The organism is Pseudomonas sp. S04 (assembly GCF_009834545.1).
Lineage (GTDB): Bacteria > Pseudomonadota > Gammaproteobacteria > Pseudomonadales > Pseudomonadaceae > Aquipseudomonas.
Genome location: NZ_CP019427.1, coordinates 111,169 through 127,558 on the forward strand (window position 1 = coordinate 111,169; position 16,390 = coordinate 127,558).

Sequence of the window (16,390 nt, forward strand, 5' to 3'; positions counted from 1 at the left end):
CAGTCGAAACGGAAAACTCCTTGGTAAACAATGAGTTACGCAGTTTTCGGCAGCAGGTTGCTTCAGTTCATCGAAGCACGAAAGGAGTTGAAAAAGAGGTGTTGACAGCAGCGTGTAACGCTGTAGAATTCGCCTCCCGCTACCGAGTGATCGGAAGCGCAAGTGGTTGAAGTTGTTGAAGAATTCTTCGAAAGCTTCTGAAAAATACCACTTGACAGCAAATGAGGCTGCTGTAGAATGCGCGCCTCGGTTGAGACGAAAGATCTTAACCAATCGCTCTTTAACAACTGAATCAAGCAATTCGTGTGGGTGCTTGTGCTGTCAGACTGATAGTCAAAAAGATTATCAGCATCACAAGTTACTCCGCGAGAAATCAAAGATGTAACCAACGATTGCTGAGCCAAGTTTAGGGTTTCTTAAAAACCCAAAGATGTTTGAACTGAAGAGTTTGATCATGGCTCAGATTGAACGCTGGCGGCAGGCCTAACACATGCAAGTCGAGCGGTAGAGAGAAGCTTGCTTCTCTTGAGAGCGGCGGACGGGTGAGTAATGCCTAGGAATCTGCCTGGTAGTGGGGGATAACGCTCGGAAACGGACGCTAATACCGCATACGTCCTACGGGAGAAAGCAGGGGACCTTCGGGCCTTGCGCTATCAGATGAGCCTAGGTCGGATTAGCTAGTTGGTGGGGTAATGGCTCACCAAGGCGACGATCCGTAACTGGTCTGAGAGGATGATCAGTCACACTGGAACTGAGACACGGTCCAGACTCCTACGGGAGGCAGCAGTGGGGAATATTGGACAATGGGCGAAAGCCTGATCCAGCCATGCCGCGTGTGTGAAGAAGGTCTTCGGATTGTAAAGCACTTTAAGTTGGGAGGAAGGGCAGTAACCTAATACGTTGCTGTCTTGACGTTACCGACAGAATAAGCACCGGCTAACTCTGTGCCAGCAGCCGCGGTAATACAGAGGGTGCAAGCGTTAATCGGAATTACTGGGCGTAAAGCGCGCGTAGGTGGTTTGTTAAGTTGGATGTGAAATCCCCGGGCTCAACCTGGGAACTGCATTCAAAACTGACAAGCTAGAGTATGGTAGAGGGTGGTGGAATTTCCTGTGTAGCGGTGAAATGCGTAGATATAGGAAGGAACACCAGTGGCGAAGGCGACCACCTGGACTGATACTGACACTGAGGTGCGAAAGCGTGGGGAGCAAACAGGATTAGATACCCTGGTAGTCCACGCCGTAAACGATGTCAACTAGCCGTTGGGAGCCTTGAGCTCTTAGTGGCGCAGCTAACGCATTAAGTTGACCGCCTGGGGAGTACGGCCGCAAGGTTAAAACTCAAATGAATTGACGGGGGCCCGCACAAGCGGTGGAGCATGTGGTTTAATTCGAAGCAACGCGAAGAACCTTACCAGGCCTTGACATCCAATGAACTTTCTAGAGATAGATTGGTGCCTTCGGGAACATTGAGACAGGTGCTGCATGGCTGTCGTCAGCTCGTGTCGTGAGATGTTGGGTTAAGTCCCGTAACGAGCGCAACCCTTGTCCTTAGTTACCAGCACGTAATGGTGGGCACTCTAAGGAGACTGCCGGTGACAAACCGGAGGAAGGTGGGGATGACGTCAAGTCATCATGGCCCTTACGGCCTGGGCTACACACGTGCTACAATGGTCGGTACAGAGGGTTGCCAAGCCGCGAGGTGGAGCTAATCCCACAAAACCGATCGTAGTCCGGATCGCAGTCTGCAACTCGACTGCGTGAAGTCGGAATCGCTAGTAATCGCGAATCAGAATGTCGCGGTGAATACGTTCCCGGGCCTTGTACACACCGCCCGTCACACCATGGGAGTGGGTTGCACCAGAAGTAGCTAGTCTAACCTTCGGGAGGACGGTTACCACGGTGTGATTCATGACTGGGGTGAAGTCGTAACAAGGTAGCCGTAGGGGAACCTGCGGCTGGATCACCTCCTTAATCGACGACATCAGCTGCTGCATAAGCTCCCACACGAATTGCTTGATTCATTGAAGAAGACGAGAAACAGCCCTGAGGCATAGGGTTGTTGTTTGTCGTAAAGCTTAGAAATGAGCATTCCATCAAGGCGATGGTGAATGTTGATTTCTGATCTTTAAGATTAGATCGTTCTTTAAAAATTTGGGTATGTGATAGAAAGATAGACTGAACGTTACTTTCACTGGTAACGGATCAGGCTAAGGTAAAATTTGTGAGTTGCTCTATGAGCAAGTGCGAATTTTCGGCGAATGTCGTCTTCATAGTATAACCAGATTGCTTGGGGTTATATGGTCAAGTGAAGAAGCGCATACGGTGGATGCCTTGGCAGTCAGAGGCGATGAAAGACGTGGTAGCCTGCGAAAAGCTTCGGGGAGTCGGCAAACAGACTTTGATCCGGAGATGTCTGAATGGGGGAACCCAGCCATCATAAGATGGTTATCTTAAGCTGAATACATAGGCTTAAGAGGCGAACCAGGGGAACTGAAACATCTAAGTACCCTGAGGAAAAGAAATCAACCGAGATTCCCTTAGTAGTGGCGAGCGAACGGGGACTAGCCCTTAAGTGGCTTTGAGATTAGCGGAACGTTCTGGAAAGTACGGCCATAGTGGGTGATAGCCCTGTACGCGAAAATCTCTTAGTCATGAAATCGAGTAGGACGGAGCACGAGAAACTTTGTCTGAATATGGGGGGACCATCCTCCAAGGCTAAATACTACTGACTGACCGATAGTGAACTAGTACCGTGAGGGAAAGGCGAAAAGAACCCCGGAGAGGGGAGTGAAATAGATCCTGAAACCGTATGCGTACAAGCAGTGGGAGCCCACTTTGTTGGGTGACTGCGTACCTTTTGTATAATGGGTCAGCGACTTATTTTCAGTGGCGAGCTTAACCGAATAGGGGAGGCGTAGCGAAAGCGAGTCTTAATAGGGCGTCTAGTCGCTGGGAATAGACCCGAAACCGGGCGATCTATCCATGGGCAGGTTGAAGGTTGGGTAACACTAACTGGAGGACCGAACCGACTACCGTTGAAAAGTTAGCGGATGACCTGTGGATCGGAGTGAAAGGCTAATCAAGCTCGGAGATAGCTGGTTCTCCTCGAAAGCTATTTAGGTAGCGCCTCATGTATCACTGTAGGGGGTAGAGCACTGTTTCGGCTAGGGGGTCATCCCGACTTACCAAACCGATGCAAACTCCGAATACCTACAAGTGCCGAGCATGGGAGACACACGGCGGGTGCTAACGTCCGTCGTGAAAAGGGAAACAACCCAGACCGTCAGCTAAGGTCCCAAAGTTATGGTTAAGTGGGAAACGATGTGGGAAGGCTTAGACAGCTAGGAGGTTGGCTTAGAAGCAGCCACCCTTTAAAGAAAGCGTAATAGCTCACTAGTCGAGTCGGCCTGCGCGGAAGATGTAACGGGGCTCAAACCATACACCGAAGCTACGGGTATCACTTAGGTGATGCGGTAGAGGAGCGTTCTGTAAGCCTGTGAAGGTGAGTTGAGAAGCTTGCTGGAGGTATCAGAAGTGCGAATGCTGACATGAGTAACGACAATGGGTGTGAAAAACACCCACGCCGAAAGACCAAGGTTTCCTGCGCAACGTTAATCGACGCAGGGTTAGTCGGTCCCTAAGGCGAGGCTGAAAAGCGTAGTCGATGGAAAACAGGTTAATATTCCTGTACTTCTGGTTATTGCGATGGAGGGACGGAGAAGGCTAGGCCAGCTTGGCGTTGGTTGTCCAAGTTTAAGGTGGTAGGCTGGAATCTTAGGTAAATCCGGGATTCTAAGGCCGAGAGCTGATGACGAGTGTTCTTTTAGAACACGAAGTGGTTGATGCCATGCTTCCAAGAAAAGCTTCTAAGCTTCAGGTAACCAGGAACCGTACCCCAAACCGACACAGGTGGTTGGGTAGAGAATACCAAGGCGCTTGAGAGAACTCGGGTGAAGGAACTAGGCAAAATGGCACCGTAACTTCGGGAGAAGGTGCGCCGGTGAGGGTGAAGGACTTGCTCCGTAAGCCCACGCCGGTCGAAGATACCAGGCCGCTGCGACTGTTTATTAAAAACACAGCACTCTGCAAACACGAAAGTGGACGTATAGGGTGTGACGCCTGCCCGGTGCCGGAAGGTTAATTGATGGGGTTAGCTAACGCGAAGCTCTTGATCGAAGCCCCGGTAAACGGCGGCCGTAACTATAACGGTCCTAAGGTAGCGAAATTCCTTGTCGGGTAAGTTCCGACCTGCACGAATGGCGTAACGATGGCGGCGCTGTCTCCACCCGAGACTCAGTGAAATTGAAATCGCTGTGAAGATGCAGTGTATCCGCGGCTAGACGGAAAGACCCCGTGAACCTTTACTATAGCTTTGCACTGGACTTTGAATTTGCTTGTGTAGGATAGGTGGGAGGCTTTGAAGCGTGGACGCCAGTCTGCGTGGAGCCAACCTTGAAATACCACCCTGGCAACTTTGAGGTTCTAACTCAGGTCCGTTATCCGGATCGAGGACAGTGTATGGTGGGTAGTTTGACTGGGGCGGTCTCCTCCTAAAGAGTAACGGAGGAGTACGAAGGTGCGCTCAGACCGGTCGGAAATCGGTCGTAGAGTATAAAGGCAAAAGCGCGCTTGACTGCGAGACAGACACGTCGAGCAGGTACGAAAGTAGGTCTTAGTGATCCGGTGGTTCTGTATGGAAGGGCCATCGCTCAACGGATAAAAGGTACTCCGGGGATAACAGGCTGATACCGCCCAAGAGTTCATATCGACGGCGGTGTTTGGCACCTCGATGTCGGCTCATCACATCCTGGGGCTGAAGCCGGTCCCAAGGGTATGGCTGTTCGCCATTTAAAGTGGTACGCGAGCTGGGTTTAGAACGTCGTGAGACAGTTCGGTCCCTATCTGCCGTGGACGTTTGAGATTTGAGAGGGGCTGCTCCTAGTACGAGAGGACCGGAGTGGACGAACCTCTGGTGTTCCGGTTGTCACGCCAGTGGCATTGCCGGGTAGCTATGTTCGGAATAGATAACCGCTGAAAGCATCTAAGCGGGAAACTAGCCTCAAGATGAGATCTCACTGGGACCTTGAGTCCCCTGAAGGGCCGTCGAAGACTACGACGTTGATAGGTTGGGTGTGTAAGCGCTGTGAGGCGTTGAGCTAACCAATACTAATTGCCCGTGAGGCTTGACCATATAACACCCAAGCAATTTGACTACTTCGAAAGAAGCATCAGATTGCGGTGTGTGAAGACGAAACGAACCGAAAGTTCGAATCTGCTCAAAGCAACACACAACACCGAAAGCTATCACATACCCAATTTGCTGAAGCGAGGTCATCTGGCCACGACTCAGTACCCGAATTTCTTGACGACCATAGAGCATTGGAACCACCTGATCCCATCCCGAACTCAGCAGTGAAACGATGCATCGCCGATGGTAGTGTGGGGTTTCCCCATGTGAGAGTAGGTCATCGTCAAGATTAAATTCCGAAACCCCTATCTGCGTATGCAGGTAGGGGTTTTGTTTTTGTAGAAGTCCATGAATTTCATCGGCACGCTGCTAGCGCAACGGACCGGTACACAGAATTTCTTGACGACCATAGAGCATTGGAACCACCTGATCCCATCCCGAACTCAGCAGTGAAACGATGCATCGCCGATGGTAGTGTGGGGTTTCCCCATGTGAGAGTAGGTCATCGTCAAGATTGAATTCCGAAACCCCTGTCTGCATTGCAGACAGGGGTTTTGTCGTTTCAGGGGTAACCAAAGTCTCTGCAGGGCCTCATAGCTTGCTGCAGAGACAACAAAGCCAGCGGCTGAGACCAGGCGCTGGCTTTGTTGGAATGACCCGCAGTTAGAACTGGTAGCTCACCGTGGCCGCCACGTTACGTTCCTCGCCCATGTAGCAGAAGCTCAGGCTGGCACAGGACGCAATGTAGGATTCGTCAGTCAGGTTGTTGGCATTCAGGCGCACATCGACCCCCTTCAGGCCCACCTTGCCCAGGTCGTAGCCGATCGAAGCATCAAACAGCGTGTACGCAGGCACCTTCATGGTGTTCTCGGCATCCGCCCAACTGTAGCCGACATATCGCACGCCACCGCCCAGGCGCAGGCCATCGAGTGCTGCGCTATCGAACAGGTAGTCCGCCCACAGCGAGGCCATATGGCGTGGTGCCTGAGTCGGCGAGTTGCCCTTGTTTTCGATCACATCGGTGTCGGTGCTCAGGGTGCTGATCATCGATTTGGAGTACTCGATGTCGGTAAAGGTGTAGCTGCCGAGCACTTTCAGGTTGTCGGTCACCTGGGTGTGTGCTTCCAGCTCCAGGCCCTGGGAGCGAACGGCCCCGACTGCACGATAGAAGTTTTCCTGGGGCAGCTTGGTCGCCAGGTTCTCCTGGTCAATGCGGAACAGCGATGCAGTGAACAGGTTGTCCGTCCCGGGTGGCTGGTACTTCAAGCCCACTTCCCATTGGGTGCCATCGGTCGGTGCCAGGGGGTTGCCCGCACTGTCTGCGTAGGAGTTCGGATTGAACGACTCGGAGTAGCTGATGTACGGTGCAATGCCGTTATCAAACAGATACAGCGCCCCGGCGCGTCCGGTCAGCTTGGTGCGTTTGTCGTTGACCTCGGTGCCTTCCGGGCGATTGAACTCGGCCAGGCGGTTTTCTTCCGAGGTTTCTACCCAGTCCTGACGCAGGCCCAGGGAGAACCGCCACTGGTCCATCTCGATCAGGTCCTGCAGGTAAACGCCGGTCTGCTCCAGGCGACGCAGGTAGCTCAATGGATCGTAGTAGGTGATCTCGGCGTTGCCGTACACCGGGTCGAAGGCGTTGATCGGTGCCACCGAACCACTGGTCCAGTCGACCACAGTCTTGCGCCGCTGGTAGTCAGCGCCCATCAATACCGTGTGCTTGCTGTCGCCGGTGAGGAACTCGGCCTGGAGCATGTTATCGACGATGAACGAATGCAGCTTCTCATCGCCACCGGTGTAGTAGCGGTTCAGCTCATTGCTGGTAGGGGTGGTCCAGCCATACCCATAGATCTGGTCGAGTTTGACCTTGGAGTCCAGGTAACGGAAGTTCTGCCGCGCGGTGAAAACATCATTGAAGCGGTGTTCGAACTGGTAGCCGAAAGACTGCTGGTCGCGCTGGTAGCCATCGACTCCCGGTTCGCCTTCAAAGAAGTGCTCCGAGATGCGCTGGCCATTGCGCTGATGCAGTGCGCCATCGGCCGGCATACCGCTGTGATAGCCGCCATCGGGATCGTGCTGCAGGTAGGCCTGCAGGGTCAGTGAGGTGTCGTCGGTGAAGTCGATGCTCAAGGTCGGTGCCAGGGCGAAGCGCTTTTCCTTGTTGTGATCGAATTGCGTGTCGGATTTGTCGGCAAGGCCGGTCAGGCGATAGGCAATGTGCTTGTCGTCGTCTACAGGGCCACTGAAGTCAAAACCCATACCTTGTTGGCCCTGCGTGCCGACCGTGGCTTGAACCTGATGATAGGCCTCGTACAGCGGCTTCTTGCTGGTGAGCGCCACCAGGCCACCGGGCGAACTGCGCCCATAGAGCACCGAGGAAGGTCCCTTGAGGATGTCCACGCGCTCCAGGAAGTACGGGTCGATCTGCATGCTGCTGTAAGTGCCGCTGTCCCCCATGGACTTCAAGCCATCAAGGTAGATGTTGTCCACCGAGCCATCGTTGAAGCCGCGCATGGCCACGTAGTCGTAGCGATGGGTGGCACCATAGGGGTTGGTCAGCACGCCCGGGGTGTAGCGCATGGTCTGGGATACGGTTTGCGCGCCCTGGTCGTCCATTTGCTGGCGAGTGACCACCGACACGCTTTGCGAGGTTTCCAGCAGGGCAGTGCTGGTCTTGGTGGCGACCTGACTGTGAGTGGCGTTGTAGCCTTCCATGCTGCCCAGTGCGTTACCCAGGGCAAACCCCTTGATGTCGGTGGTCGGCAGATTCAGTGCTGCGCCTTCGGCTTGCGGCCGCAGGACGTAACTGCTGCCGTCCTGGCTGACCGCCTGTAGGCCCGAACCGTTGAGCACGTGGCTCAAGGCCTGATCTGCCGAGTAGTCGCCCTGCACCCCAGGCGATTGCCGGCCCTGGGTGAGTTCGGGAGTGGTCGACAGGGTGATGCCGGCCTGGCGCGCGAACTGATTCAGCACATCGCTCAAGGGGCCGGCGGCGATGTCATAGCTACGGCTGGCACTGGCGACGCTGGCATCCGCGCCATGGGCGAGCAACGGCAGCGCGCTCACCCCCAGTGCGGTGGAGAACAGCGCGGCGCGGATGGCTTGGCGCAGCAAGCTGGCGGACGGTGAGTCTGGGGCGCAGGGGCAGGGCAGGGAACGGTGGGTGCGAACAGTCATCATGGGTTTCCGTGGGAGTCGCTCAAGGCAGATTGAAGTGCTTACTGTCTAAGCCGGACTACGCTGGAAAACCCGCCAAAAATCACACCTGGCGCTCCACGGTCACCCACCAGCGTGTGCGATAGCGCACCTGAACGGGGAGCGTCTGCGCCACGATGGCCAGCAGCTTGTCGGTATCCTCCAGGCGGAACACCCCAGACAGACGCAAGTCGGCGATCTGCGAGGCGCAGGCAAGATGCCCACGGCGGTAGCGGCTCACTTCCTTGAGGAAATCCGCCAGGCGCATGTTGCGCGTGACGATCAAGCCATCCACCCAGGCGCCGGGGTCCATCGCCAGAGGCGGGGCAGGTGCCGCCAGGGCAGGGGTGATCAGGTAGCTTTGCCCTGCCTGGACCCGCATCGGCGCGCCGTCCGCCGCCTGCGGTGCAAGCACTGCGACACTGCCACTGGTGACGCTGAGCCGGGTGCAGTCGCGCTCCTGGCGCACGACAAACCGTGCCGTGCTCGCCTCGAACAGACCGTGCTCGCTTTGCACCCGCAACGGCTGGCCCGGGGTCGGCGTCAGGCTGCTGCCGCAGGTCACCATGATTTCGCCACGTGCCAGCTTGATCAGGCGTTGCCCGGCGGTGAAATCCAGGTTGGCGGCGCTGTCGGTGTTCAGGCGCAGGCGAGTGCCGTCTGGCAACTGGAAGCCGCGGCGCTCGCCCGTGGCGGTGGCGAAATCGGCGTTCCACTGCAACCCGCCCATCTGCTCCCGACCGAGCCACGCGGCAGAGCCCAGCAACAGCGCGCCGCCAAGCAGCTTCAGGGCCTGGCGACGGTCCAGGCGTTGCGCACTCTGTTCCAGGGTGTGCAACGCGATCTGGGCACCCGGCACCGCCCGCAGGTTGGCGCTCAACTCTTGTTGCAGCGACTGCACCCGCTGCCAGGCCAGTTCGTGTTCCGGGTGTGCCGTGCGCCACCGCTGACATTGCGCCTGGAGCTTGGGGTTGCTGGCGTTATTGCGCAGGCGCAGCAGCCAACTGATGGCCTGCTTGACCACCTGCTGGTGGGGTTCGCCGTGGGCGCGCAGATTACTCACCCGCCTGGCCCTCATAACGCAGGACGTAGCAGTGATAGAGCGCATCGGCGACGTACCGCTCCACCGACCGCAAGGACAACCCCATCTGCTCGGCGATCTGCTTATGGGGCAGTCCCTCGCACTGGGCCAACACAAACGCCTTGCGCACCTTCGGCTTGAGGCCTTCGAGCATCCGCGTTATGCGCTCCAGCAACTCGAGCACCAAGGCCCGCGCTTCGGCACTCGGCGCTTCGGCTTCGGGCAGGTGGGCGATGCTTTCCAGGTAGGCGCGCTCGATCTCCGCACGGCGCCAGTGATCGATCACCAGGCCACGGGCAATGGTCCGCAAGAAGGCGCGGGGGGCCTTGAGTTCGAGTCGCTCGGTACGCTGCAACAGGCGCACGAATGTGTCCTGGGCCAGATCCGCCGCATCGGCGGCATTGCCCAGGCGGCTGCGCAGCCAAGTATTGAGCCAACCATGGTGGTTGCTGTAGAGCACCTGTACCGCTGACTCAGGAGAGGGCATGAACGCGACAGCCTGGACGTCACAAATGATAATTAGTCGCATTGTCATCAAGGCCTGTGATTTTTGCAACTGCCGCCGCTCTACGCCCTCGATAAACCTCAATGAAAGTGCTCTAGCCCGCCATTCGCCGGGTTTTTGCAGAGATTGTCCCGGGTTCTGCACAAAAGCCTAAGTTTTCCCGACTTGGTGCCGAAAGAGTGGGGGAGACATGCGTGCACCAAAGTAGAGCGGCCACAGAGCGGCCTATGGCGTCACATGGAATGTTGCACCCGGAACGCATCCCTACTCTTTCGCATGAGAAGTCCCCTGACATGAATCTCAAGTTCAGCCATAAAATCCTGTTGGCCGCTTCGGGCGTCGTGGTCCTGGCGTTCGCCTTGTTCACTTTGTATAACGACTACCTGCAGCGCAACACCATCCAGCAAAACCTCGACGCCTCGGTCCAGCAAGCGGGGGCCCTGACCGCCAGCAGCGTGCAGAACTGGCTCAGTGGGCGGATCCTGGTCCTCGAGAACCTGGCGCAGAACGTCGCGCACCAGGGCGCCAACGCCGACTTCCCGGGCCTGGTCGACCAGCCGGCCTTCACCTCGAACTTCCAGTTCACCTACGTCGGCCAGGCAAACGGAGTGTTTACCCAGCGCCCTGACGCGAAAATGCCCGAGGGCTACGACCCGCGCCAGCGCCCCTGGTACAAGCAGGCGGTCGCGGCTGACCAAACCATGCTGACCCCGCCCTACATGGCTGCAGTCGGCGGGCTGGTGGTGACCATCGCCATGCCGGTCAAGAAGCATGGCGAACTGCTGGGTGTGGTGGGCGGCGACTTGAGCCTGGCGACCCTGGTCAACATCATCAACTCGGTGGACTTCGGCGGCATCGGCCATGCGTTCCTGGTCAGCGCCGACGGCCAGGTAATCGTCAGCCCGGACAAAGACCAGGTGATGAAAAACCTCAAGGACATCTACCCAGGCGCTAACGTGCGTGTCGGTGCGGGCAACCAGGACGTGCTGCTCAACCAGCAGGAACGCATCCTGTCCTTTACCCCGGTCAACGGTCTGCCGAATGCGCAGTGGTACATAGGCCTGTCGATCGACCGGGACAAGGCCTACGCCGCCCTGGGCAAGTTCCGCACCTCGGCCTTGATCGCCATGTTCGTCGCCGTGACCGCCATTGCCGTGCTGCTGAGCCTGTTGATCCAAGTGCTGATGCGCCCACTGACCACCATGGGCCGCGCCATGCAGGACATCGCCCAGGGTGAGGGCGACCTGACTCGTCGCCTGGCCGTGGAAAGCAAGGATGAATTCGGTGAGCTGGGCGGGGCCTTCAACCAGTTCGTGGAGCGCATTCATGCCTCCATCAGCGAAGTTTCGTCGGCCACCCGCCAGGTGCACGACTTGTCGCAACGAGTGATGGCGTCCTCCAATGCCTCGATCGTCGGTTCCGATGAGCAAAGTGCACGCACCAACAGCGTCGCCGCGGCCATCAATGAACTGGGCGCAGCGACCCAGGAAATCGCCCGCAACGCGGCGGACGCTTCGCAACACGCCAGCGGCGCCAGCGAGCAGGCCGACGACGGGCGCCAAGTGGTGGAGCAGACCATTCTGGCGATGACCGAGCTGTCGCAGAAAATCAGTCTGTCCTGCACCCAGATCGAAACCCTCAACGCCAGCACCGACAACATCGGGCACATTCTCGATGTGATCAAAGGCATCTCCCAGCAGACCAACCTGCTGGCGCTCAACGCCGCAATCGAAGCGGCGCGTGCCGGTGAAGCCGGGCGCGGGTTTGCCGTGGTGGCGGACGAAGTGCGCAACCTGGCTCACCGCACCCAGGAGTCGGCCGAAGAGATCCACAAGATGATCACCTCGCTGCAAGTCGGCTCGCGTGAGGCGGTATCGACCATGAACGCCAGCCAGCTCTCCAGCGAAGAAAGTGTCGAAGTGGCGAATCAGGCGGGTGCGCGACTGGTCAGCGTGACCCAGCGCATCACCGAGATCGACGGCATGAACCAGTCGGTGGCAGCCGCGACGGAAGAGCAGACCGCCGTGGTGGAGACCCTCAACGTCGACATCAACCAGATCAACCTGCTGAACCAGCAGGGTGTGGCCAACCTCAATGAAACCTTGAAGGATTGCGATGCCCTGTCGCTGCAGGCCAATCGCCTGAAGCAACTGGTGGACAGCTTCAAGATCTGAAGCCTCGTAGCACTGGCAAAAACGCGATGAGCCCGGCTGGGCTCATCGCGTTTTTTTTCGCCTGTGCACCTGCGAGTATCAGTTCGCTGAGGTCTTGCCCTGGGACTCGACGCTGTTCAGATAGCGGGTGATGACGTCCACCGCGCGATTGAGGTGGTGCGTCAGTTTGGCCACGCCCAGGGAGATGTCCCCGGCTTGGGCGATGCGCAGCAGTTCGCGGTGATCTTCCTGGGTGAGCTTGCCCAGCCCCATGGACCCCAGGTTGAAGCGCAGGAAGCGTTCTTCTTCCCACAAGCCGTTTTCGATCAGGGTCAGCAACCGACGGTTGGGCGCCTTGCGGTACAGGGCCATATGGAACAGGCGATTGAGCCGGCCGATTTCGGCGTAATCGGTCTCGGTTTCCAGGTGGTCGATGTGGCTCGCTGCCTCGGCGAAATCCGCTTCATCGAGCAGCGGAATCGACAAGCGCAGGGCCTCGCACTCCAGCAGGATGCGCAGCGCATAAGTCTCGGCGGCATCACCTTCGATCAGAGGCGCCACGACCGCGCCTTTGTGGGCGACGACATGCAGCAGCGATTGCGCTTCGAGCTGGCGCAGCGCTTCGCGTACCGGCATGCGGCTGACGCCGAACAGGTCGGCCAGGTCTTGCTGGCGCAGTGCGGTGCCGCAGGGCAGGCGCCCGTCGAGAATCGCCGAGCGCAGGGTCTCTTCGATCACCGCACGAGCCAGGTGAGCGGGGATAGGGCCGCTGACGGTAATGGTGCTGAGTGGGTTGGGCTTCTGTGCCACGACAATGCCCTCCGACAGTAGAAGTAAATATTGGATCCAATGCACACTAGTGACTGGGTGCCAGCTTGTCAAACGGGCGAGACAATGCCTTTTTCGAGCGTTTAACGCCACAGGCATAGGTGCCGGATGAGCGGATGGCAAACTCGGCGCTGTGATCTTGGTCGGTCCTTCAAGTTTAGCCTGCGCGCAGTGATTGCATCGTGCCATTGTCTTTTACCGATCCAGGCTGCACCATCATCGATTTCCCCACCGCCCTCCCGGAATCACTGCATTGCTGGCACGTTGCGCACTCACTTTGACCTGGCGTTGGCTGTGCTCGGCACTGCTGATCGGCAGTGTCATGCTCGGTGCCCTGCAGGCCGATTGGGACTTCTCGCTGATCAGTCGGCGGGCAGAGGCCTTGTACGGGCCGCTAGGCGAGGGCAAGCAGCGGATCGATGCGTGGCAGCACCTGCTGGCCACACAGCAGCAAGTGCCGGAGCTCGAGCAGCTCAAAGTGGTCAATCTATTCTTCAACAAGCAGATGCGTTACGTGGAAGACATCGACCTGTGGCGTCAGGTCGATTATTGGGAAACACCCGTCGAAGGCTTATGGAAGGGCGCCGGAGATTGCGAAGACTATGCGATCGCCAAATACTTCAGCCTGCGCCATCTCGGGGTTTCCAGCGACAAGTTGCGTATCACCTACGTCAAGGCCCTGCGCCAGAACCGCGCGCACATGGTCTTGACCTACTATGCCAGCCCGGACGCGATGCCACTGGTGCTCGACAGCCTGGTCGACGCCATTGCGCCCGCCAGCCAGCGTACCGACCTGTTGCCGGTCTACTCCTTCAATGCGCAGGGCTTGTGGCTACCGGGCGCCAAGGGTAACCAGAAAGTCGGCGATACCAAGCGCCTGTCCCGTTGGCAGGATGTGTTGAAAAAAATGCAGGCCGAGGGATTTCCGGCCGAGACGACCCACTAGGAGCACGCGTTCAGATGTCATTGTTCAAACAGTTGTTGCTTGCTATCTGCCTGTTCCTGGTGGTCGCCTTCACCGGCAGCTTCATGGTCAGCCTGGAAAGTTCGCGGACCCAGTACGTCAATCAACTGCGCTCCCACGCCCAGGACGCGGCTACGGCGCTGGCGTTGTCGCTGACCCCGAACATCGACGACCCGGCGATGGTCGAGCTGCTGGTCAGCTCGATCTTCGACAGCGGTTATTACGCGAGCATTCGTGTGGTGGACCTCAAGACCGACACCGCCATTGTCGAGCGCAGCGGTACACCCGACGTGAGCAAGGTACCGCAGTGGTTCGTCAACCTGATCGGCCTGGAGCCAGCCGGTGGTGATGCCTTGGTCAGCCGCGGCTGGGAACAGGCGGCCAGGGTCGAGGTAATCAGCCATCCGATGTTCGCCGTGGCCAAGCTCTGGCAGAGCGCCCTGGGCAGCCTTGGCTGGTTGCTGGTGTGTGGCGCGGTCAGCGCGGTGTTGGGGGCGTTGTTGCTGCGCCGCCAGCTCAAGCCGCTGGACTACATGGTCAAGCAGTCCCATGCGATTGCCCGGCGCGAGTTCCTCAGCCTGCCGGAGCTGCCGCGCACACCTGAGTTACGGCGTGTGGTGCAGGCGATGAACCAGATGGTCGAAAAGCTCAAGGCACTGTTCCAGGAGCAGGCCGAGCGCAGCGAGAAACTGCGCGCGCAATCCTATCAGGACACCCTCACGGGCTTGGCCAACCGGCGCTATTTCGAGATGCAGTTGAATGCCCGGGTGAGCAATGCCGAACAGGCGAGCACCGGTTATCTGTTGCTGCTGCGGGTCAAGGACCTGGCGGGCCTCAACCAGCGCCTGGGCGGGCAACGTACCGACCAGTTGCTGCAGGCCGTCGGCCAACAGCTATCGCGTGAGTGTGCGCGGTACCCGGAAACCCAGAACCTGGTCACCCGGATCCGTGGCGGCGAATTTGCAGTGCTGGCGCCAGGACTGGTCCGCGAAGAGGCGCAGCAACTGGCACAGAGCCTGGACAGTGCATTGGCCAGCCTGCATGCCACCGGCGCGACTGACGTGCCAACGGTGGCGGCGATCGGCCTGGCGCCGTTCGTCCACGGCGACACGCCGCAGGCGGTGTTGAGCCTGGCCGACCAGGCACTGTTGCAAGCGGAAGGCGAGGGCGAGTCGAACTGGGCGTGCCTGGAGCACAACGTGGCCGCGACCGTTGGCGAAGACCATCATGCCTGGCACCGGCTGCTGGACCAGGCACTCGAGCAACAGCGCTTCCAGCTGTACTTCCAGCCGGTGGTGGCCAGCCAGGACACCGACCTGGTGCTGCATTACAAAGTCCTGTCGCGTCTGCTCGACGAGCAGGGCCAGACCATTCCCGCCGGGCGCTTCCTGCCGTGGCTGGAGCGTTTTGGCTGGATGTCACGGCTTGACCGCCTGATGCTCGAGGGCGTGTTGACGCAGATGGCCAGCCATCAGCAATCGCTGGCGCTCAATCTGTCCGCCGCGACCCTGGCCGATCCGCAGGCGCTGAACAAGGTCTTCGAGATCCTGCGCCAGCATTCGGACCTGGGGCCACGCCTGACCCTGGAAATCGGTGAGGAGCAACTCCCTGACCAAGCCGTGCTCGAACAACTGACCCAGCGTCTGCGCGAGCTGGGGTTCTCCCTCAGCCTGCAGCGTTTCGGTGGACGGTTCAGCATGATCGGCAATCTGTCGCGCCTGGGCCTGGCCTACCTGAAAATCGATGGCAGCTACATCCGCGCCATCGATCAGGAAAGTGACAAGCGCCTGTTCATCGAAGCCATCCAGCGCGCCGCCCACAGCATCGACCTGCCGCTGATTGCCGAGCGGGTGGAGACCGAAGGAGAGTTGCGGGTGATTCGCGAGATGGGTCTGTACGGGGTGCAGGGCCAGTTGTTCGGCGAACCGAAACCCTGGCAGTAGTAATGAGGATGAGCGTACCCGTCGACCGGGTGCGCTCCGGGGCTCAGATCAGCCCGCTTTCATCTTCGTTGATCAGATGGCTCAACCCACCCAGGGCTTCACGTGCCTGGGTCCGGTCCATCAGCTTGGCTTGTGCGGCCGGCGGCAGGTCGGTGACGCGAATCACCCCTTTGCTGGTCAGCACCTGAATCAGGTCGTCGAGTACCCGGATCATCTCCAGGTCACTCTGTTTAAGCTGTTTGAGGCTGGTTTCCACCACCTCGTTGGCGTACCAGGCCTGGATCTCGTGGTGGTCGGCGGGCAGCGTTTCCGTTGCCTCGGCGTAGGGCGCAGCCTCTACGCGCACCAGCAGGCCCTGTGCATCACGTTGCACGTAGAACATCGACAATCCCTCATGAATGAACCAGCGTCGTGCTGTCAGCAGCATAGGCCAACGCAGGTGAGTATGCGGGGCAACGCTCAAGTCGTCACCCCGGCGGTCACTCGAACAAGCCTGCCGACCTCCCGTGTGGGCGGTCGGCAGGTACCCGG

The 16,390-nt window shown here is 58.4% G+C and carries 8 protein-coding genes, 4 rRNA genes and 1 pseudogene; 8 read left to right on the forward strand and 5 right to left on the reverse strand.

Translation table 11 applies throughout. The features are described 5' to 3' along the window. The first annotated feature begins 436 nt into the window (after positions 1 to 436). The 4 genes from PspS04_RS00550 (at position 437) to rrf (PspS04_RS00565) (ending at position 5,704) form a co-directional block, all read left to right on the forward strand. Positions 437 to 1,973: ribosomal RNA gene (locus tag PspS04_RS00550) — 16S ribosomal RNA — on the forward strand. 328 nt (positions 1,974 to 2,301) lie between these two features. Continuing rightward, positions 2,302 to 5,193, forward strand: a 23S ribosomal RNA gene (locus PspS04_RS00555). Between the two features lie 170 nt (positions 5,194 to 5,363). Further along, positions 5,364 to 5,479: ribosomal RNA gene (gene rrf / locus PspS04_RS00560) — 5S ribosomal RNA — on the forward strand. 109 nt (positions 5,480 to 5,588) lie between these two features. Continuing rightward, positions 5,589 to 5,704: ribosomal RNA gene (gene rrf, locus PspS04_RS00565) — 5S ribosomal RNA — on the forward strand. Together the 16S, 23S and 5S rRNA genes form the textbook arrangement of a ribosomal RNA operon. A gap of 149 nt (positions 5,705 to 5,853) precedes the next feature. Here rrf (PspS04_RS00565) and PspS04_RS00570 read toward each other — a convergent pair. The 3 genes from PspS04_RS00570 to PspS04_RS00580 form a co-directional block, all read right to left on the reverse strand. Next, positions 5,854 to 8,367, reverse strand: a complete 2,514-nt coding sequence (locus PspS04_RS00570) for a TonB-dependent siderophore receptor (RefSeq protein ID WP_159993026.1) — start codon at positions 8,365 to 8,367, stop codon at positions 5,854 to 5,856. Between the two features lie 82 nt (positions 8,368 to 8,449). Beyond that, a complete protein-coding gene (locus tag PspS04_RS00575) occupies positions 8,450 to 9,448 on the reverse strand; it encodes a FecR domain-containing protein (RefSeq protein ID WP_442966608.1) in 999 nt (332 codons plus the stop codon). After that, the gene (locus PspS04_RS00580) at positions 9,441 to 9,953 is read right to left on the reverse strand and encodes a sigma-70 family RNA polymerase sigma factor (protein WP_095172010.1); all 513 of its coding nucleotides are present in this window, start codon (positions 9,951 to 9,953) and stop codon (positions 9,441 to 9,443) included. Before PspS04_RS00580 ends, PspS04_RS00575 begins: the two co-directional genes overlap by 8 nt. Positions 9,954 to 10,264: 311 nt before the next feature. On the opposite strand from PspS04_RS00580, the pseudogene PspS04_RS28010 reads away from it, so the two are divergent. Both PspS04_RS28010 and PspS04_RS28015 read left to right on the forward strand, forming a co-directional pair. Continuing rightward, positions 10,265 to 11,290, forward strand: a pseudogene (locus tag PspS04_RS28010) (HAMP domain-containing protein); the annotation flags it as partial. A gap of 69 nt (positions 11,291 to 11,359) precedes the next feature. Then, the gene (locus PspS04_RS28015) at positions 11,360 to 12,145 is read left to right on the forward strand and encodes a methyl-accepting chemotaxis protein (protein ID WP_371917616.1); all 786 of its coding nucleotides are present in this window, start codon (positions 11,360 to 11,362) and stop codon (positions 12,143 to 12,145) included. A gap of 78 nt (positions 12,146 to 12,223) precedes the next feature. On the opposite strand, the gene PspS04_RS00590 is transcribed toward PspS04_RS28015, so the two are convergent. Beyond that, the gene (locus PspS04_RS00590; RefSeq protein ID WP_159993032.1) at positions 12,224 to 12,934 is read right to left on the reverse strand and encodes a GntR family transcriptional regulator; all 711 of its coding nucleotides are present in this window, start codon (positions 12,932 to 12,934) and stop codon (positions 12,224 to 12,226) included. Between the two features lie 271 nt (positions 12,935 to 13,205). On the opposite strand from PspS04_RS00590, the gene lapG reads away from it, so the two are divergent. Then, on the forward strand, positions 13,206 to 13,898 hold the full coding sequence (gene lapG / locus PspS04_RS00595; RefSeq protein WP_095172004.1) for a cysteine protease LapG: 693 nt from the start codon (positions 13,206 to 13,208) through the stop codon (positions 13,896 to 13,898). Positions 13,899 to 13,912: 14 nt separating this feature from the next. Next, on the forward strand, positions 13,913 to 15,859 hold the full coding sequence (gene lapD / locus PspS04_RS00600; RefSeq protein ID WP_159993034.1) for a cyclic di-GMP receptor LapD: 1,947 nt from the start codon (positions 13,913 to 13,915) through the stop codon (positions 15,857 to 15,859). A gap of 43 nt (positions 15,860 to 15,902) precedes the next feature. Here lapD and PspS04_RS00605 read toward each other — a convergent pair whose 3' ends face one another. Beyond that, entirely contained in the window at positions 15,903 to 16,241 is a 339-nt protein-coding gene (locus PspS04_RS00605) for a tryptophan synthase subunit beta (RefSeq protein WP_095172001.1), read from the reverse strand. Positions 16,242 to 16,390 lie beyond the last annotated feature (149 nt).